This window comes from Streptomyces hamibioticus (assembly GCF_047946815.1).
Taxonomy (GTDB): domain Bacteria; phylum Actinomycetota; class Actinomycetes; order Streptomycetales; family Streptomycetaceae; genus Streptomyces.
This window is the reverse complement of sequence record NZ_JBKKQY010000001.1, coordinates 2,160,376-2,178,945: the sequence shown is the minus strand read 5'-3', so window position 1 is coordinate 2,178,945 and position 18,570 is coordinate 2,160,376. Positions and strand designations below refer to the sequence as shown.

Below are 18,570 nucleotides of genomic sequence, written 5' to 3'. Positions count from 1 at the left end.
TCGCAAGACCGCTCAACTCAAGGAGTACGGAACCCATGGACGCTGTGACCCAGGTCCCCACCCCCGTCAACGAGCCGGTGCACGGCTACGCCCCCGGTACCCCGGAACGCGCTCGCCTGGAGATGAAGCTCCGGGAACTCGCCGACAACCCGATCGACCTGCCCTGCACCATCGGCGGCGAGAAGCGGATGGGCGGCGGCGAGCGCTTCGACGTCGTGCAGCCGCACAACCACAAGGCCCGCCTGGGCACGTACGGCAACGCCACCCAGCAGGACGCGCAGGACGCCATCGACGCCGCCCTGGCCGCGGCCCCCGCCTGGCGCGCGATGTCCTTCGACGACCGCGCGGCGATCATCCTGCGCGCCGCCGACCTGCTCTCCGGCCCGTGGCGCGAGACGCTGGCCGCCTCCACCATGCTCGGCCAGTCCAAGACCGCCCAGCAGGCCGAGATCGACACGCCCTGCGAGCTGATCGACTTCTGGCGGTTCAACGTCTCCTACGCCCGCAAGATCCTGGCCGAGCAGCCCCCGGCCAACTCTCCGGGCGTGTGGAACCGGCTGGACCACCGCCCGCTGGAGGGCTTCGTCTACGCCATCACGCCGTTCAACTTCAGCGCCATCGCGGGCAACCTGCCCACCGCCCCCGCGCTGATGGGCAACGTCGTGGTCTGGAAGCCGTCCCCGACCCAGACCCACGCCGCCGTGCTGCTGATGCAGCTGCTGGAGGAGGCCGGGCTGCCCAAGGGCGTCATCAACCTCGTCACCGGCGACGGCATCGAGGTCTCCGAGGTCGCCCTGGAACACCGCGACCTGGCGGGCATCCACTTCACCGGCTCGACCAAGACCTTCCAGTACCTGTGGAAGACGGTCGGCAACAACATCGAGAAGTACCGCACCTACCCGCGTCTGGTCGGCGAGACCGGCGGCAAGGACTTCCTGGTCGCCCACCCGTCGGCCGACCGCGCGGTGCTCAAGACCGCCCTGACCCGCGGTGCCTTCGAGTACCAGGGCCAGAAGTGCAGCGCCACCTCGCGCGCGTACATCCCGGCCTCCATCTGGAACTCCGGCTTCAAGGAGGAGTTCTGCGCCGAGGTCGACTACCTCACCATGGGTGACGTCACCGACCTGTCCAACTTCATGGGCGCCGTCATCGACGAGCGGTCGTTCGCCAAGAACAAGGCCGCCATCGACCGCGCCAAGGAGGACGAGGCCTGCACGATCGTCGCCGGCGGCAGCTACGACGACTCGGTCGGCTACTTCGTCCGCCCGACCGTCATCGAGTGCACCGACCCGGAGAACGAGGTGTTCCGCACCGAGTACTTCGGCCCGATCCTCGCCGTGCACGTCTACGAGGACGACCGGTACGACGAGATGCTGACCCAGATGGAGTCCGTCTCCGACTACGCCCTGACCGGCTCGGTCATCGCCAACGACCGCGCGGCGGTGGCGTACACGATGGAGAAGCTGCGCTACGCGGCCGGCAACTTCTACATCAACGACAAGTCGACCGGCGCCGTCGTCGGCCAGCAGCCCTTCGGCGGCGGCCGGGCCTCCGGCACCGACGACAAGGCCGGTGCCCCGCAGAACCTGATGCGCTGGACCCTGACCCGCGCCATCAAGGAGACGCTGGTCCCGCCGACCGACTACACCTACCCGCACATGGGCTGATCCCGGCGTGGGCCGACGCCCACCCCGGTCCCGGACGGGCCAGGTCTCCTCGACCTGGCCCGTCCGTATGTGCAGGTCAGGGCGGTGTGGCCGACCGCACTGTCTCAGATAGTAGGAAGTCCGAGTAATTGTGGAGACAGACGCCCTGCCCTCCCTTAGCTTTGTAGAAGTCGAACGTCTCGCTCCATCCAGCGAATGGCGGTCGTGAGCCGGGCCTCGCGCAGGCAACCCCTGCCGCCCGCCGCTCCCCGCCCCTTCCGGGGTTCCGCCCACGCCCATTAGGCGGTGGGGGAGTCTCTTCCGCACTCGACATTCCTCGAAGGAGTCGATCCCCCATGGCCGAGACGACCGTCCGCCGCCGCGTCCGTCACCTGACCCGCACCAGCGACGCCGACCGCAAGAACGCCGCCGCCGCCCTCCAGCGCGCCCTCGACCGCCGTGACAACGGCGGAGCCGGCGGCCAGTGACCCCTCGGCCACCGAGCCTGCGGTGTCCGCATGGCGGACACCGCATGTCATCCCCTGGGACGAGGAGTAGGGTGCGGCCATGTCTCGCAGCATCGATCTCGCAGTCATCCCCGGCGACGGCATCGGCCAGGAGGTCGTTACCGAAGGCCTGAAGGTCCTCTCCGCCGTGCTTCCGCAGGATGTGAAGCTGGAGACCAAGGAGTACGACTTCGGCGCCCAGCGGTACCACGCCACCGGTGAGACCCTCACCGACGCCGACCTCGACGTCCTGAAGCGGCACGACGCCATCCTGCTCGGCGCGATCGGAGACCCGTCGGTGCCGTCCGGCGTCCTGGAGCGCGGCTTCCTGCTCAAGCTCCGCTTCGCCTTCGACCACCACGTCAACCTCCGCCCGAGCAAGCTGCTCCCGGGCGTCGCGACCCCGCTGGCCGGCCAGCCCGCGATCGACTTCGTCGTGGTCCGGGAGGGCACCGAGGGCCCGTACACCGGCAACGGCGGCACCATCCGCAAGGGCACCCCCCACGAGGTCGCCACCGAGGTGTCCGTCAACACCGCCTACGGTGTCGAACGCGTCGTCCGCGACGCCTTCGCCCGCGCGCAGGCCCGCCCGCGCAAGAAGCTCACGCTGGTCCACAAGAACAACGTGCTGACCTTCGCGGGCCACCTGTGGACGAACGTCTTCAACCAGGTGGCCGAGGAGTATCCCGAGGTCACCACCGACTACATCCACGTCGACGCGGCGACGATCTACCTCGTCACCGACCCGGGCCGCTTCGACGTGATCGTCACCGACAACCTCTTCGGCGACATCATCACCGACCTCGCCGCGGCCGTCTCCGGCGGCATCGGCGTCGCCGCGAGCGGGAACATCAACCCCTCCGGCGAGTTCCCGTCCATGTTCGAGCCCGTGCACGGCTCGGCCCCGGACATCGCCGGCCAGGGCAAGGCCGACCCGACCGCCACGGTCCTGTCCGTCGCCCTGCTGCTGCGCCACCTCGGCCTCGACGCCGAGGCCGCCCGCATCGAGGACGCGGTCGCCGCCGACCTCGGTGAGCGGGTGGGCAAGCCGGCCCGCAGCACCGCGGAGATCGGCGACGCGCTCGCCGTACGAGTAGCCGGCTGACACCCGCCGCGCCACTCGATCGACAACCAATCGAAGCCGTCGGGTTCCAGAAACAAGGCGCCCGGCGGCTTTCACCTGTCTCCGCCGGGTGCGACCATCGATTTCCCGGGACGCATTCACCCCGTTTCAGCCGTCGGGGTCCGCGCGCGATAATCGGACGCGGAGCCGCCGTATGAGGGAATGCTCGGACGTCCTAGCACTGGCCACCGGCCGTACGGGCGTGAGCGCGGCCCGTCACGACTACCGGTGAAGGACATCTATCCATGACGACGCCCACGATCGAGCTGAAGCCCTCCGCCCACCCGCTCTCGGACGCCGAGCGCGGGAGGATCCTGGCGAATCCCGGGTTCGGCCGCCACTTCACCGACCACATGGTGACGATCAAGTGGACCGAGGGCCGCGGCTGGCACGACGGACAGCTCGTCCCGTACGGCCCGCTCTCCCTCGACCCGGCCACCATGGTCCTGCACTACGCGCAGGAGATCTTCGAGGGGCTGAAGGCCTACCGCCGGCCCGACGGGACCGTCGCCACCTTCCGCCCGGAGAAGAACGCCCAGCGCTTCCAGGCCTCCTCGCGCCGGCTCGGCATGCCGGAGCTGCCGGTGGAGACCTTCATCGAGGCGTGCGACGCGCTGGTGAAGCAGGACCAGGCCTGGGTTCCGGCGCACGGCGGCGAGGAGTCCCTCTACCTGCGCCCGTTCATGGTCGCCACCGAGGTCGGCCTCGGCGTGAAGCCCGCCAACGAGTACCTCTTCATCGTCATCGCCTCCCCGGCCGGCGCCTACTTCCCCGGCGGTGTCAGGCCGGTCTCCATCTGGGTCTCCGAGGACCGCGTCCGCGCCGTCCCGGGCGGCATGGGCGACGCCAAGACCGGCGGCAACTACGCCGCGTCCCTGCTCGCCCAGGCCGAGGCCGCCGCCAAGGGCTGCGACCAGGTCTGCTACCTCGACGCCGTCGAGCACCGGTGGGTCGAGGAGCTGGGCGGCATGAACCTGTACTTCGTGTACGGCGACCGGATCGTCACCCCGTCCCTCACCGGCTCCATCCTGGAGGGCGTCACCCGCGACTCCCTGCTCACCGTCGCCCGCGACCTCGGCTACCGGGCCGAGGAGGGCCGGGTCTCGGTCGAGCAGTGGCAGCGGGACGCGGAGAACGGCAGCCTCACCGAGGTCTTCGCCTGCGGTACGGCCGCCGTCATCACCCCGGTCGGCACCGTCAAGCGGGCCGGCGCCGAGTGGCAGCAGAGCGGGGGCGAGCCCGGCGAGGTCACGATGCGGCTGCGGCAGGCCCTGCTGGACATCCAGCGCGGTACGGCGGAGGACAAGCACGGGTGGATGCACCAGCTGGGGTAGGTCCCCGGTGCCGGTGCGGGCGTCGCCGGGGGCTCCCGCCCCCGGATCGCCGGCCCGGTCTAGACGACCTCGTCCTCGAGCGCCGGGCGGGTCGGGTCGGGCGCACCCGGGCTTCGCCGCACGGAGCCCGGCGTCCACAGCAGGTACACCACGCCGCCGACCAGCCCTGACAGCAGGAAGCTGCAGTCCACCCCGCCGGTCAGCGCCAGCAGCGGGCCCTCGTACGACGGCAGGGACACCGCCAGGACGCCGACGACCGCGCCGGCCGCCCAGGAGACCGTCGCCGGGATGTTCCAGCCCGCGGAGTACCAGTAGACGCCGCCCCGCGCGCGGCGGTTGAAGACCTGGAGCGCGTCGGCGTCGTACTCCCCGCCGCAGCGGGCGAAGCCGATCAGCGTGATCACCGCCCACGGCGTGCCGATCGCGGTCAGCAGCAGCACGAAGGACGTCATGGCGGACTGCGCGTCCCAGGCGTAGTGCCCGAAGAAGACGCAGCCGGTGGCGACCACGGCGACCGTGTACGTCGCCCGGGCGCGGGAGACGCGCGGCACGATGGCGTCCAGGTCCAGGCCCATCGAGTACAGCATCAGCCCCGCGTTGCCGACCGAGCCCGCCGAGGCGGCGAGCAGCAGCGGCACCAGGTACCAGGCGGGGGAGGCGTCGACCAGCGGACCGGCGTAGTCGAGCGCGGCGCGGGCGGCGTAGGAGGTGAAGGTGCCGAACAGCTGCGGCACCAGCAGGCCCAGCATCAGCCCCAGCCAGGTCGCGTGCAGCACCCGGCGGGAGGAGTGGCGGGCGGGGGAGATGTAGCGAGTGTAGTCGCCCAGGAGGGTGATGAAGGCGATCGGGCCGGAGAGCCCGGCGGCCACCGCCGCAAGCAGCCAGGTCGGCCAGAACCCGCCCAGCAGATAGCCGCCGGCCTCCGGCAGCGCGGCGGTGGTGAAGTCCGGGGCGTAGGCGATCACGCCGAGCACCAGCAGGGCGGTCATGCCGAAGGCCAGGACCCGGGACATGGCGAGCAGCACCCGGTAGCCGTACACCGCCGCGACGACCGTCGCCGCGGCCAGCAGACCGTAGACGAGCCCGTACGACAGATCGTTCTGCGGCATTCCGGTCAGCCGGCCGAGCACGCTCAGCATCACGTCGCCGCCGATCCACACGGTCAGCGCCGTGTAGCCGAGGGCCAGCAGCAGACCGACCACCGAGCCGACCAGCCGGCCGCGCACGCCGAACTGGGCGCCCGACGAGGTCGACAGGTTGGTGCCGGTGCGCAGCGAGATCAGTGCCAGCGGTGCCGTGAACACCACACCGGCCACCGTGCCCGCCACCACGGCACTCACCGACGACCACCAGCCGAGGCCGAAGGACGGCGGCAGCCAGCCGAAGACGATCACGCCGAGGCAGAGGTTGGAGCCCAGCAGGATCGAGACGAGGTCCCGGGGCCCGCTGGTGCGTTCCGCTTCGGGAATGGTGTCGACTCCGCGCTGTTCGATCGGCATGGCTGGTCTCCTTCGACGGCTTGCAGAGTGGCTTGCAGAGTTATTGAGCGACGCTCAATGTGACCCTTCTCTTTCACCCACGTCAATGGTTGGCTTGCTCAGATCCCAGGTTTAGAGTGATGCTCTAACTCCGTCGACTGATGTCTGGTCGAGAGACCGCAAGGAGGTGACCGGCCGTGCGACTGACCCCCACCGAACGCGACCGGCTGCTGCTGTTCACGGCCGCCGAGCTGGCCCGGGCCCGCAGGGCGCGCGGCCGGCGGCTCAACGTCCCCGAGGCCACGGCGCTGATCGCCGACACCGTCTGCGAGGCGGCCCGCGACGGCGCCCGGCTCGCCGAGGCGATCGAGGCGGCCCGGTCCGTGCTCGGCCCGGACGACGTGCTGCCGGGCGTCGCCGACGTGGTCACCGAGGTGCACGTCGAGGCGGTCTTCGACGACGGCTCCCGGCTCGCGGTGGTCTCCGACCCGATCGGCGGCGGCTCACTGGCCGAGCAGGCGCCGGGCGCGCTGCTGCCGGGCCCGGACCACGACGAGCCCGAGGCGGCGGTGCGGATCCCGGTCACCAACACCGCCTCCGTGCCCGTCTCGGTCACCTCCCACTTCCACTTCTTCGAGGCCAACCCGCGCCTCGACTTCGACCGCGAGCGGGCCTACGGCATGCGCCTGGCCGTGCCCGCCGGGTCCTCGGTCCGCTTCGGCCCGGGGGAGAGCCGCGAGGTCGGTCTCGTGCCGATCGGCGGGCGGCGGGTCGCGATCGGCTTCGCCGGTCTGGTCGACGGGCCGCTGGACACGCCGGGCGCCAAGGAGGAGGCGCTGCGCCGGGCCGCGGCCTGCGGATACCTGGGGGTCACGGCGGAGCCCGGTGCGGTCACGGCGGAAGGAGACGAGCGATGAGCCGCTCGAAGGGACGGGAGATCAGCGAGTCGATCCACATCGACCCGCACGCCTACGCCGCCACCCACGGCCCCCGCGCCGGCGACCGGGTCCGCCTCGGCGACTCGGGCCTGGTGATCCGCGTCGAGTCCGACTCCCAGCACTACGGCGACGAGTTCCTCGCCGGGTTCGGCAAGACCGCCCGCGACGGACTGCACCTCAAGGCCGCCGCCGTCCGCGAGACCTGCGACGTCGTGATCAGCAACGTCGTGGTGATCGACGCGGCGCAGGGCATCCGGAAGGTGTCGATCGGCATTCGCGAGGGCCGGATCTGCGGCATCGGCCGGGCGGGGAACCCCGACACCCTCGACGGCGTCGACGTCGTGGTCGGCACCGGTACCTCCATCGTGTCCGGCGAGGGGCTCATCGCCACCGCCGGGGCCGTGGACACCCACGTCCACCTGCTGTCGCCGCGCATCATGGAGGCCTCGCTCGCCTCCGGCGTGACCACGGTGATCGGGCAGGAGTTCGGCCCGGTCTGGGGCGTCGGCGTCAACTCGCCCTGGGCGCTGAAGCACGCGTTCGGCGCGTTCGACGCCTGGCCCGTCAACATCGGCTTCCTGGGCCGGGGGTCCTCGTCCCACGAGGCGCCGCTGATCGAGGCGCTGGCCGAGGGCGGCGCGTCCGGTTTCAAGGTGCACGAGGACATGGGCGCCCACACGCGCGCCCTGGACACCGCCCTGCGCGTCGCCGAGGAGCACGACGTCCAGGTCGCCCTGCACAGCGACGGCCTCAACGAGTGCCTGTCGGTGGAGGACACCCTGCGTGTCCTGGAGGGCCGCACCATCCACGCCTTCCACATCGAGGGCTGCGGCGGCGGGCACGTCCCGAACGTGCTGAAGATGGCCGGCGTCCCCAACGTCATCGGTTCCTCCACCAACCCCACCCTGCCCTTCGGCCGGGACGCCGTCGCCGAGCACTACGGCATGATCGTCTCCGTCCACGACCTGAAGCCGGAGCTGCCGGGCGACGCCGCCATGGCCCGCGACCGCATCCGCGCCGGGACGATGGGCGCCGAGGACGTGCTGCACGACCTGGGCGCGATCGGCATCACCTCCTCCGACGCGCAGGGCATGGGCCGGGCCGGCGAGACCGTGCGCCGTACCTTCGCCATGGCCGGGAAGATGAAGGCCCAGTTCGGCGCCGACGGGGACGACGACAACGAGCGGGTCCTGCGGTACATGGCCAAGCTGACCGTCAACCCCGCCATCGCCCACGGCCTCTCGCACGAGGTCGGCTCCATCGAGGTGGGCAAGCTCGCCGACATCGTGCTGTGGCGGCCGGAGTACTTCGGCGCCAAGCCGCAGCTCGTGCTGAAGGCCGGCTTCCCGGCGTACGGCGTGGTCGGCGACCCCAACGCGGCCACCGACACCTGCGAACCCCTGGTGCTGGGACCGCAGTTCGGCTCGCACGGCGCCACGCCCGCCGAGATCTCCGTCGCCTTCGTCGCGCAGGCCGCCGTCGACCAGGGGCACGACACGATGCCCACCCGGCGCCGCCGGGTCGCCGTGCGCGGCACCCGCGGCATCGGACCGGCCGACCTGCGCCTGAACTCCCGTACCGGACAGGTCGACGTCGACCAGCGCACCGGTCTGGTCACCCTGGACGGCGACCCGCTGCGCTCCGACCCGGCCGACTCGGTCTCCCTCAACCGTCTGTACTTCCTCTGATCCTCACTTGATCGTCACTGACAAGGACCGCACATGTCTGCTGCCGCCGACGGCTTCCGCATGCCCCCCGAGTGGGCCCCGCACGAGCGCACCTGGATGGCCTGGCCGGGCCCCAACCCGACGTTCGAGGACCCCGAGGACCTGGCCGCCTCCCGGATCGCCTGGGCGTCGGTGGCCCGTGCGGTGCGCCGCTTCGAGCCGGTGACGGTGGTGTGCGGACCGGGCCAGTCGGCCGAGGCCCGGGCCCTCCTCGGCGACGACGTCGAGACGGTCGAGCGGGAGCTGGACGACGCCTGGATGCGCGACATCGGCCCGACCTTCCTGACCGACGGCCGCGGGGAACTCGCCGCCGTCGACTGGACGTTCAACGGCTGGGGCGCGCAGGAATGGGCCCGCTGGGACCACGACGCGAAGATCGGCGCGTATGTCGCCGACCTCGCGGGCGCCCGGACGTACACCTCGCCGCTGGTCAACGAGGGCGGCGGGATCCATGTCGACGGTGAGGGCACGGTGCTGCTCACGGAGACGGTCCAGCTCGGCCCCGAGCGCAATCCCGGCTGGACGAAGGAGCAGGTCGAGGCGGAGGTCCACGCCCACCTCGGCACCCGCAAGGCGATCTGGCTGCCGCGCGGCCTGACCGCCGACTACCCCCCGTACGGCTTCGGCACCCTCGGCCACGTCGACATCGTCGCCGCCTTCGCGGGCCCCGGCGTGGTCGTCGCCCACCACCAGCCGGACCCGGCCCACCCCGACCACGAGGTCACCAAGGAGTCCATCGGCATTCTCAAGGCCGCCACCGACGCCCGGGGCCGCCGCCTGGAGGTCGTCGAGGTCCCGGCCCCGACCGTCCTGGAGGCCGACGGCCACTGGGCCGACTACTCCTACATCAACCACTACGTCTGCAACGGCGGCGTCGTGCTCTGCGGCTTCGACGACCCGCGCGACGAGATCGCGGCCGGCATCTTCCGCCGCCTGTACCCGCAGCGGACGGTGACCCTGGTGGACGCGCGGACGATCTTCTCGGGCGGCGGCGGCATCCACTGCATAACCCAGCAGCAGCCGAAGGCGGCCGTCAGGTAGAACAGACGGGTGAACGTCCTGCTCTGCGCGTCCTGCGGCCACCGCCTCACCGGGCCGCTCCGGCCGCTGCCCGAAGTACCCGAACGCCCGGAGTACGACGGGCTGCCGAACCCGGACGGCTCGCGGCACGCCCCCTCCACCGTGCCGCTCGGCGGCTACGCGGTGGACCCCGAGCCGAGCGGGGCGCCGTACGAGCCGCACCCGGACCCGGACTGGGACGGCTCCACCTCCCCCGGCCTCGTCGTCTCGGACGAGGACGGCCGCACCCTGGTCTCCCGGGGCCCGCGCGGCACCCTGGTGCTGAACCCCGAGGACGCGCACGGGCGGACGTCCGGCAACCCGGACGTCCAGGAGGTGGGCTGCTGCGGAGCGCCGGGCATGGCGGGACCCAACCGGGTGTGCGGTGGCTGCGCGGCCGTGCTGGGGACGTGGCACAGCGAGTGCTACGGCCCGTACGAGCTGCGCCTCCTGCCCGACGCGGTCCGGGCGACGCCGGCATGAGCACTCCCGGCGCCCGCCGCCGCACCCCGGCCCCGCCCCGCGAGACGGTCCTCGCCGCCGCCATGGAGATGATCGCCGAGCGCGGTCTGGAGCAGCTCACCATGGCGGCGCTCGGGCGCACCGTCGGCATGAGCAGCGGACACCTCCTCTACTACTTCCACTCCAAGGACGAACTGCTGCTCCAGACGCTGGAGTGGAGCGAGGGCCGGCTCGGTGCCGAGCGCGCCCGGCTGCTCACCCGGTCCGGCCCCGCCCGGGACCGCCTCGACGCCTACGTCGACCTGTACGTGCCCGACGGCCACCGCGACCCGCACTGGACACTGTGGCTGGAGGTGTGGAACCGCTCGCAGAACGCCGACGACGACGCCCGCGACCGGCAGGCCGCCATCGAGGGCGCCTGGCACCGCGACCTGGTCGCCCTGCTCGCCGAGGGCATCTCGCGCGGCGAGTTCCGCCCCGTGGACGCCGACCGATTCGCCGCCCGGCTGCGCGCCCTCCTCGACGGCTTCGCCATCCACGTGGCGATCGGCCTGCGCGGCACGGACCGGGAGCTGACCCTCGCGCACGTACGGGAGTTCCTCGCCGACAGCCTGCTGGCCGGGGGCCCGAGGGACCGCGGGGCCGAGACGGCCGACGGCCCGGAGGCCTGAAACAGACGCGTTCTGCTCGCATCCTGAGACGGACGGTGAGCACCGGGGCGGACTGTGCCAGACTGCCTCCGTGCTCTCGTTCGCCATGATTATTGGCAGCAGGCGCGCCGGTCCGCAGTGACCGCCACGTACGACCAGGTACGGGCGGACACCGTCGTCCTCGACCCGCGCGCAGACCTCTCGCACCCGCGAGAGGTTTTTCTGTTTCCCGGCCCACCCCAAGCCGGGAGGAGAGCGCGAGGGATCATAGAAGGACGGTGGAGCCGGTCATTCCGGTAGACCGAGATCCAACACAGGAGCCTTCAGATCATGACCGCACCCAGCGAGCTCGACGATTCCTTCCACGTCTTCGACACCACGCTGCGCGACGGCGCGCAGCGGGAGGGCATCAACCTCACCGTCGCGGACAAGCTGGCCATCGCCCGGCACCTGGACGAGTTCGGCGTGGGGTTCATCGAGGGCGGCTGGCCCGGCGCGAACCCGCGGGACACCGAGTTCTTCGCCCGTGCCCGGCAGGAGATCGACTTCCAGCACGCCCAGCTGGTCGCCTTCGGCGCCACCCGCCGCGCCGGCGCGAAGGCCGCCGACGACCCGCAGGTCAGGGCGCTCCTGGAGTCGGGGGCGCCGGTGATCACCCTGGTCGCCAAGTCCCACGACCGGCACGTCGAACTCGCCCTGCGCACCACCCTCGACGAGAACCTGGAGATGGTCCGCGACACGGTCGCCCACCTCACCGAGCAGGGCCGCCGGGTCTTCGTCGACTGCGAGCACTTCTTCGACGGCTACCGCGCCAACCCGGAGTACGCCAAGGCGGTCGTCCGCACGGCCTCCGAGGCCGGCGCCGACGTCGTCATCCTGTGCGACACCAACGGCGGCATGCTCCCGGCGCAGATCCAGGCCGTGGTCTCCACGGTGCTCGCCGACACCGGCGCCCGGCTCGGCATCCACGCCCAGGACGACACCGGCTGCGCCGTCGCCAACACCCTCGCCGCCGTCGACGCGGGCGCCACCCACGTGCAGTGCACCGCCAACGGCTACGGCGAGCGGGTCGGCAACGCCAACCTGTTCCCGGTCGTGGCCGCGCTGGAGCTGAAGTACGGCAAGCAGGTGCTGCCCGAGGGGCGGCTGCGCGAGATGACCCGCATCTCGCACGCGATCGCCGAGGTCGTCAACCTCACCCCGTCCACCCACCAGCCCTACGTCGGCCTGTCCGCCTTCGCCCACAAGGCGGGCCTGCACGCCTCCGCGATCAAGGTCGACCCGGACCTGTACCAGCACATCGACCCCGAGCGGGTCGGCAACACCATGCGGATGCTGGTCTCCGACATGGCCGGCCGCGCCTCCATCGAGCTGAAGGGCAAGGAACTGGGCGTCGACCTCGGCGGCGACCGCGAGCTGGTCGGCCGGGTCGTCGAGCGGGTCAAGGAGCGGGAGCTGCAGGGCTACACCTACGAGGCCGCCGACGCCAGCTTCGAGCTGCTGCTGCGCGCGGAGGCCGAGGGCGGCCCGCTGCAGTACTTCCGGACCGAGTCCTGGCGCGCGATCGTCGAGGACCGCCCCGACGGCACCCACGCCAACGAGGCCACGGTGAAGCTGTGGGCCAAGGGCGAGCGCATCGTCGCCACCGCGGAGGGCAACGGTCCGGTCAACGCCCTGGACCGGGCGCTGCGCGTCGCGCTGGAGAAGATCTACCCGCAGCTCGCCAAGCTGGAGCTGGTCGACTACAAGGTCCGCATCCTGGAGGGCAAGCACGGCACCAGCTCCACCACCCGGGTGCTGATCTCCACGTCCGACGGCGTCGGCGAGTGGTCGACGGTGGGGGTGGCGGAGAACGTGATCGCCGCCTCCTGGCAGGCACTGGAGGACGCCTACGCCTATGGGCTGCTGCGGGCGGGTGTCGTACCGGCCGAATGACCCCGGCGGCGGCGGCCCGGGCCGCCGCCGCGTCCGGACAGCGTCCCGAGGGCCACACGAGTCGCCCCGGGGCGCTGCCTCTTTTCCTGTCCCTTTCCGGGCTATTCGGGTACTTTCGAATTATGAAGGGCACGATGGCACGGCTGCTCCGCCTCCTGATCGTGCCGGTCGCCGCCGCTCTGGCGGTTCTCACGGTCGGCGCGTCCGGTGCCCATGCGGCCACAGACCTGTCCAGGATCGCCGAGTCCCTGCGCGAGAGTCCCGTGTACGTGGACCCGGCCGCCTCCGACCTGCTGTCGCAGTCGGACGCCGAGGCGCTCGCCGACAAGATCGAGGGCGCCGACGAGCCGATCTTCGTCGCGGTCCTCCCGGCCGACTACCCGAAGCAGAACCTGTTCCAGAACCTCCGTACCGAAACCGGCATCACCGGCCTGTACGGCATCCGCCTCGGCGACCAGTTCGACGCGCGCGCCGACAGCGCCGTGCTCGGCCGCCAGGGCGTGAACAACCTGGTCGCGTCCGTCCAGGGCGCGGGCGACGTCAAGGCGCAGCTGAACGACTTCGTCGACAGCGCGCTGCGCAGCAACCTCGGCGGCACGGCCCCCAGCGGCTGGAGCGAGGGCTCGGGCGCCGACGGCGTCTCGGTCACCGGCCTGCTCACCACGGGTGCGCTGCTCGCCGCGGGCGGCGCCGGCGCCTACGCCGTCGTGCGCCGCAACCGCCGCCGTCACGAGGAGGCGCAGCGGGAGGCGCTGGAGAAGCTGCGGGTGGTCGTGGACGAGGACATCACCGCCTTCGGCGAGGAACTGGACCGCCTCGACTTCCACCCGGCCGAGCCGGGCGCCGACGACGCCATGCGCTCCGACTACGAACGTGCCCTCGACGCCTACGAGCAGGCCAAGACGGGGATGGCGGACGCCCGCAAACCGGAGGACGTGCGGCCGGTCACCCAGACGCTGGAGGATGGCCGCTTCTCGCTCGCCCAGCTCGCCGCCCGCCGCGAGGGACGCCCGCTGCCCGACCGCCGGCCGCCCTGCTTCTTCGACCCCCGGCACGGCCCTTCGGTCGCCGACGTCACCTGGACGCCGCCGAGCGGCGCCACCCGTGAGGTGCCGGTCTGCGCCGCCGACCGGGCCCGGCTGTCCGACGGACTCGAACCGATGGTCCGCGAGGTGGAGACCGCCTCCGGCCGCCGCCCCTACTGGGACGCGGGCCCGGCCTACGGCCCCTGGGCGGGCGGCTACTTCGGCGGCGGCCTGCTGCCCGCCCTGCTGGTCGGCACGATGCTCGGCAGCATGATGGCCACCCCGTCCTACGCGGCCGACTACGGCGCCGGCTACGGCGACTTCGGCGGCTACACCGGCGGTGACGTCTCCGGTGCCGACTTCGACTCGGGCGACTTCGGCGGAGGCTTCGGCGACTTCGGCGGCGGCGGTTTCGGCGGCGGTGACTTCGGCGGCGGCTTCTGACCGCCGGGGCCGCCCGCTTCTGCGGCGACGGCCCCGCGGGCCGGGTCACTCGCTGGTCTTGCGGGCCCTGGCCTGCGTGCCCCCGCGCGTGTGGACGTACAGCTGGCGCCGGTCGCCGACGTCGACCGGCTGGGGCAGCGGCAGCTCGTAGCGGACCGGCCTGGTGTGGTCGGCGAGCTGCCGGCGCGGGTTGTAGACCTGGTTGAACTTCCACAGCATGCGGGCGAAGTTGGTCTGCCCGTGCAGCAGGTTCCGGGCCAGCACCCGGCCCGCGCCGAACGCCGTGCGCAGCCCCAGGTGCTTGCGGTTGATCACGGCCTGGGTGCGGACCAGCTCCTCGTAGAAGCGCTCCAGCGGCAGCGTGGTGGGGACCACCGCGTGCTGGATGTCGAAGAGCCGGTAGTCGCGGGTGGTGAGCCGGCGCGACTCGGTGTGCCAGATCTCCGTACCGGGGTACGGCGTCATCACCGTGAAGTGGACGATCTCCGGGACGGACAGCGCGAACTCCCGCACGACGCGGAAGCGCTCCTCGTCCCAGGCCGGGTCGACGATCAGGTTGATGGCGACGTGGATGCCGAGGCGGCGGGCGGTCTCCAGCGCCTTGAAGTTCTCGTCCGGGCTGATCCGCTTGCGGAACAGGTCCAGTCCCTCGGCGTCGATGGCCTCCATCCCGAGGAACATGTAGCTCAGACCCAGCCGCGCCCACCGCTCGAACACCTCCGGGTGGCGCAGCAGGACGTCACTGCGCGTCTCCAGGTAGTACCGCTTGCGGATGCGCCGCCGCTCCACCTCGGCGGCGATGGCGTTGCCGTGCTCGGGCCGGATGAAGGCCACGTCGTCGACGATGAACACGTTGGGCTCACGGATTCTCGCCAGGTCCTCGGCCGCCGCCTCGGGGGACACCTTGCGGTAGCTGCGGCCGTAGAACGTCCACGCCGAGCAGAACGAGCAGTCCCACGGGCAGCCGCGCGTGAACTCGATCGAGGCGCACGGGTCCAGCTCGCCGATGAAGTAGCGGCGGCGGTTGCGCATCAGGTCCCGTGCCGGGAGCGGGGTGTCGATGCTGTGCAGCATCAGCGGCGCCGGCCCCCGGCCGACGGGCGTGACGACGCCGGGCACACCCTCCACCCCGCCGTCCCGCACCGCCGTCAGCAGCGGAGCCATCACCGGCTCCCCCTCGCCGCGGACCACCGCGTCCACCGCACCGGCCGCCTGCTCCAGCACCTCCTCGGCGACGAAGGAGACGCTGTGCCCGCCGAAGAAGACGAAGCAGCCCGGGACCTCCCGCTTCACCTCGGCGGCCAGCTCGATCGCCTCGGGGATGTTGGCCAGGTAGTTCAGCGAGACGCCGAGGGCCTGCGGCCGGAACGAGCGCACCTCGGCCCGCAGCTGTGCGGGCCCCAGCACCTGGAGGTCCACGACCCGGACGTCGTGCCCCGCCTCCCTGGCGGCCCCGGCCACTCGTTCGAGGCCCAGCGGTTCCAGCCGCAGGAAGATCTCGGAGTACATCAGGGCGCTGGGATGGACGAGCAGCACACGCATGGGTCACCTCGTCACGGGATCGGCGACGCACCGGAACGAAGGGGAACCGGAACGAACAGGACGTATGCCCTGCCTATCCGGGAAAGCGGAGCGGCGCACCCTCCATACCGCCGCCTGGCGCACCCCGTGGCCCCCAACGGTGGACGCACCGCACCGCCCCGGCGGCCGCCACCCGTCCGCCACGTACGGTCGCATCGGTTCCCGAGCGCCCGGACGGCGTGGTAGACGGCATGGACATGACCCCACTGTGGCCCGCCCGACGCCCCACCGTCCCGGCCCCCGACCGCAGGGCCCTGCCGGCCCGCCGTACCGTGCTCCTCGCCACCGCCCTGGCCGCCGGCCTCGCCCCGGTGCCGGGCACCCCCGCCCCGGCCGCCGCCGACCCCTACGACGTCCTCCGCCGGCGCTGGCTGGACCTCGCCCTCGGCACCGGCTACGACCCGGCCGAGGAGCCTTACGCCGCCCGGCTCGCCGAGACCGGCGAGCTGGCCCGCGGATTCCGCGCCGCCATGGCCCCGGCACCGGACTCCCTCTGGCCCGGCCACCCGTTCGACCCCCCGGCCGGCATCACCTTCAGCTACCACCGCCTGTGGACGATGACCCGGGCCTACGTCCAGCCGGGCACCGGTTCCACCGGCGACCAGGCCCTGCTCGCCGACCTCCTGCGCGGCCTCGACCACGTCTCCGCCACCGTCTACAGCCCCGCCACCACCCGGTACGGCAACTGGTGGGAATGGCAGATCGGCAGCCCCCGTCTGCTGATGGACATCACGGCCGCCCTGTACGACCACCTCGGCGCCGACCGCGTCGCCGCGGCCTGCGCGGCCGTCGACCACTTCGTCCCCGACCGCATGCTCGGTGACTACACCGGCACCTCCACCGGCGCCAACCGCGTCGACCTGTGCCGCTCCGTCGCCCTGCGCGGCATCCTCGGCCGGGCCCCCGCCAAGATCGCCCTGGCCCGGGACGCGCTCTCCCCGGTCTTCCCGTACGTCACCGAGGGCGACGGCCTCTACGCCGACGGCTCGTTCGTCCAGCACACATGGGTCGCCTATTCGGGGACGTACGGGCAGGTCATGCTGGACGGCCTCGGCCGCATCCTCACCCTCCTGGCCGGCTCCCCGTGGGAGGTCACGGACCCGAACCGGCAGATCGCCCTGGACAGCGTCGAACACGCCTACGCGCCGCTCATCCACGACGGACTGGTGATGGACTGCGTCAACGGACGCGCCATCAGCCGGGGTCTCCTCAAGAGCGACGACCGGCACGTCATGCGCAGCGACCACTACCACGGACAGCAGCTCATCGCGGCCATGGCGGTCCTCGCGGGCGGCGCGAGCGCGGCGGAACGGGAGCGCTGGCACGCGCGGATCAAGGGCTGGATCGAACGAGCCGCCGGTGAGGCGGTCCCGCCGATCCTGACGGCGCCCCAGTTCGGCGTCGCCGACCTGGCCCGGCTGCGCGCCGTCGCCGCCGCACCCGTCGAGGCCGCGCCCGAACCCGTCGGGCACCGCCTGTTCCCGGCCATGGACCGTGCCGTCCACCGCCGCCCCGGCTTCACCGCCGCCCTCGCCATGGCCAGCGACCGCATCGCCCACTACGAGTGCGGCAACGGCGAGAACCCGCGCGGCTGGCACACCGGCGCCGGAATGCTCTCCTGGTGGCCGACGGGACCCTCGGACCAGTACACCGACTGGTACTGGCCCACCGTCGACTGGTATCGCCTGCCCGGCACCACCGTCTCCACCCGGCGCCTCCCCGACCGGGCGGGCGGCGAATGGGGGGCGCCCAAGCCCGACGTGCGCTGGGTCGGCGGCACCACCGACGGCGAGTTCGCGGCGGTCGGACAGCACCTGAAGGGCCTGGGCTCCACCCTTCGGGCCCGCAAGTCCTGGTTCTTCCTCGCGGACTGCGTCGTCTGCCTCGGCGCCGGCATCAGCTGCGCGGACGGCGTCGGCGTCGAGACGGTCGTCGACAACCGCAACCTGGGGGAGGCCGGCACCAACGCCTTCGTCCGCGGCGCCGGCTGGGCGCACCTCGACGGCCACGGCGGCTGGATCGTCCTCGACGGCGACCTGCGCACCCTCCGCGAGGACCGCACCGGCGCCTGGTCCGACATCAACACCACCAGCACGTCCGAGCGCCGCACCCGCCGCTGGCAGACCCTCTGGATCGACCACGGCACCGACCCGGCGGACGCCGGCTACGCCTACGTCCTGCTGCCCGGCGCCGACCGCCGCACCGTCGCCCGGTACGCCGCCGACCGCCGCCGGCTGCGGATCCTCGCCAACGACTCCGGCCGCCAGGCGGTCGACGCCCCGGCCCTCGGTTTGACGGCGGCCACCTTCTGGCGGGCCGGCACGGCCGGTCCGCTCACCGCGTCGGCCGGGGCGAGCGTGCTGGTCCGCCGCCGAGGACGTACCGCTAGGCTCTGCGTGAGCGAGCCGCCGCGCACGGGGGAGCCGCTGGAGATCGTCTGGGACCGTCCGGTACGCGGTGTCGTACGGGCCGACGAAACGGTGGAGATCCTCGCCACGGGCCGACGGCTGCGCGTGCGCGTCACTCCGGGGACGGTATGCGCCACCCATGAATGTGAGGTGTCTCTCGCCTGACGACTTTGTGCGACCTCTACAAGGCGAGGGCCCGCTGAGCAGTCGAAACGGCTGCATGCCGCTGTGGTTCTGTTCAGGGGTACCAGGAA

Annotated in this window: 14 protein-coding genes; 12 read left to right on the top strand and 2 right to left on the bottom strand. The window is 72.1% G+C overall.

Annotated elements, in window-relative coordinates; all coding sequences use genetic code 11:
* Positions 1 to 35 precede the first annotated feature (35 nt).
* The 4 genes from pruA to ACLGIH_RS09610 all read left to right on the top strand — a co-directional run bounded on the left by pruA (position 36) and on the right by ACLGIH_RS09610 (position 4,609).
* Entirely contained in the window at positions 36 to 1,667 is a 1,632-nt protein-coding gene (gene pruA, locus ACLGIH_RS09625; RefSeq protein ID WP_416524808.1) for an L-glutamate gamma-semialdehyde dehydrogenase, read from the top strand.
* Between the two features lie 335 nt (positions 1,668 to 2,002).
* Positions 2,003 to 2,134 (top strand): hypothetical protein, encoded by a 132-nt coding sequence (locus tag ACLGIH_RS09620; protein ID WP_416524807.1) that lies wholly within the window; start codon positions 2,003 to 2,005, stop codon positions 2,132 to 2,134.
* A 79-nt stretch (positions 2,135 to 2,213) separates the two neighbouring features.
* Positions 2,214 to 3,257 carry a 3-isopropylmalate dehydrogenase gene (locus ACLGIH_RS09615; protein WP_416524806.1) on the top strand — a complete coding sequence of 348 codons (1,044 nt, stop codon included), beginning with the start codon at positions 2,214 to 2,216 and terminating at the stop codon, positions 3,255 to 3,257.
* Positions 3,258 to 3,520: 263 nt separating this feature from the next.
* Positions 3,521 to 4,609, top strand: a complete 1,089-nt coding sequence (locus ACLGIH_RS09610) for a branched-chain amino acid aminotransferase (protein ID WP_416524805.1) — start codon at positions 3,521 to 3,523, stop codon at positions 4,607 to 4,609.
* A gap of 59 nt (positions 4,610 to 4,668) precedes the next feature.
* Here the strand turns inward: ACLGIH_RS09610 and ACLGIH_RS09605 are convergent, their stop codons facing one another.
* Positions 4,669 to 6,108 (bottom strand): cytosine permease, encoded by a 1,440-nt coding sequence (locus tag ACLGIH_RS09605; RefSeq protein WP_416524804.1) that lies wholly within the window; start codon positions 6,106 to 6,108, stop codon positions 4,669 to 4,671.
* Between the two features lie 176 nt (positions 6,109 to 6,284).
* Between ACLGIH_RS09605 and ureA the strand changes: the two genes are divergently transcribed.
* The 7 genes from ureA to ACLGIH_RS09570 all read left to right on the top strand — a co-directional run bounded on the left by ureA (position 6,285) and on the right by ACLGIH_RS09570 (position 14,327).
* Entirely contained in the window at positions 6,285 to 7,004 is a 720-nt protein-coding gene (gene ureA, locus ACLGIH_RS09600) for an urease subunit gamma (protein ID WP_416524803.1), read from the top strand.
* Positions 7,001 to 8,713, top strand: coding sequence for an urease subunit alpha (locus ACLGIH_RS09595; RefSeq protein ID WP_416524802.1), 1,713 nt, complete (start codon positions 7,001 to 7,003; stop codon positions 8,711 to 8,713). Before ureA ends, ACLGIH_RS09595 begins: the two co-directional genes overlap by 4 nt.
* A gap of 33 nt (positions 8,714 to 8,746) precedes the next feature.
* Complete coding sequence (locus ACLGIH_RS09590) at positions 8,747 to 9,793, top strand: agmatine deiminase family protein (protein WP_416524801.1); 1,047 nt, start codon at positions 8,747 to 8,749, stop codon at positions 9,791 to 9,793.
* A gap of 9 nt (positions 9,794 to 9,802) precedes the next feature.
* Complete coding sequence (locus ACLGIH_RS09585) at positions 9,803 to 10,294, top strand: hypothetical protein (protein ID WP_416524800.1); 492 nt, start codon at positions 9,803 to 9,805, stop codon at positions 10,292 to 10,294.
* Positions 10,291 to 10,944 carry a TetR/AcrR family transcriptional regulator gene (locus ACLGIH_RS09580; protein ID WP_416524799.1) on the top strand — a complete coding sequence of 218 codons (654 nt, stop codon included), beginning with the start codon at positions 10,291 to 10,293 and terminating at the stop codon, positions 10,942 to 10,944. Before ACLGIH_RS09585 ends, ACLGIH_RS09580 begins: the two co-directional genes overlap by 4 nt.
* A gap of 309 nt (positions 10,945 to 11,253) precedes the next feature.
* On the top strand, positions 11,254 to 12,858 hold the full coding sequence (cimA, locus tag ACLGIH_RS09575; protein ID WP_416524798.1) for a citramalate synthase: 1,605 nt from the start codon (positions 11,254 to 11,256) through the stop codon (positions 12,856 to 12,858).
* A 122-nt stretch (positions 12,859 to 12,980) separates the two neighbouring features.
* Positions 12,981 to 14,327 (top strand): hypothetical protein, encoded by a 1,347-nt coding sequence (locus tag ACLGIH_RS09570; protein ID WP_416524797.1) that lies wholly within the window; start codon positions 12,981 to 12,983, stop codon positions 14,325 to 14,327.
* Between the two features lie 45 nt (positions 14,328 to 14,372).
* Here ACLGIH_RS09570 and hpnR read toward each other — a convergent pair whose 3' ends face one another.
* Entirely contained in the window at positions 14,373 to 15,869 is a 1,497-nt protein-coding gene (gene hpnR, locus ACLGIH_RS09565) for a hopanoid C-3 methylase HpnR (RefSeq protein ID WP_416524796.1), read from the bottom strand.
* Positions 15,870 to 16,105: 236 nt separating this feature from the next.
* Here hpnR and ACLGIH_RS09560 point away from each other — a divergent pair, with 236 nt between their 5' ends.
* The gene (locus ACLGIH_RS09560) at positions 16,106 to 18,481 is read left to right on the top strand and encodes a polysaccharide lyase 8 family protein (RefSeq protein ID WP_416529329.1); all 2,376 of its coding nucleotides are present in this window, start codon (positions 16,106 to 16,108) and stop codon (positions 18,479 to 18,481) included.
* Positions 18,482 to 18,570: the final 89 nt, after the last annotated feature.

Bases quoted from the DNA above. Each gene is read 5' to 3' on its own strand.
- ACLGIH_RS09605 (WP_416524804.1), bottom strand. From the start codon at position 6,108: ATGCCGATCGAACAGCGCGGAGTCGACACCATTCCCGAAGCGGAACGC.
- ACLGIH_RS09615 (WP_416524806.1), top strand. From the start codon at position 2,214: ATGTCTCGCAGCATCGATCTCGCAGTCATCCCCGGCGACGGCATCGGC.
- ACLGIH_RS09560 (WP_416529329.1), top strand. From the start codon at position 16,106: ATGACCCCACTGTGGCCCGCCCGACGCCCCACCGTCCCGGCCCCCGAC.
- ACLGIH_RS09620 (WP_416524807.1), top strand. From the start codon at position 2,003: ATGGCCGAGACGACCGTCCGCCGCCGCGTCCGTCACCTGACCCGCACC.
- ACLGIH_RS09580 (WP_416524799.1), top strand. From the start codon at position 10,291: ATGAGCACTCCCGGCGCCCGCCGCCGCACCCCGGCCCCGCCCCGCGAG.
- ACLGIH_RS09595 (WP_416524802.1), top strand. From the start codon at position 7,001: ATGAGCCGCTCGAAGGGACGGGAGATCAGCGAGTCGATCCACATCGAC.
- hpnR (WP_416524796.1), bottom strand. From the start codon at position 15,869: ATGCGTGTGCTGCTCGTCCATCCCAGCGCCCTGATGTACTCCGAGATC.
- ACLGIH_RS09610 (WP_416524805.1), top strand. From the start codon at position 3,521: ATGACGACGCCCACGATCGAGCTGAAGCCCTCCGCCCACCCGCTCTCG.
- ACLGIH_RS09570 (WP_416524797.1), top strand. From the start codon at position 12,981: ATGAAGGGCACGATGGCACGGCTGCTCCGCCTCCTGATCGTGCCGGTC.
- pruA (WP_416524808.1), top strand. From the start codon at position 36: ATGGACGCTGTGACCCAGGTCCCCACCCCCGTCAACGAGCCGGTGCAC.
- cimA (WP_416524798.1), top strand. From the start codon at position 11,254: ATGACCGCACCCAGCGAGCTCGACGATTCCTTCCACGTCTTCGACACC.
- ACLGIH_RS09590 (WP_416524801.1), top strand. From the start codon at position 8,747: ATGTCTGCTGCCGCCGACGGCTTCCGCATGCCCCCCGAGTGGGCCCCG.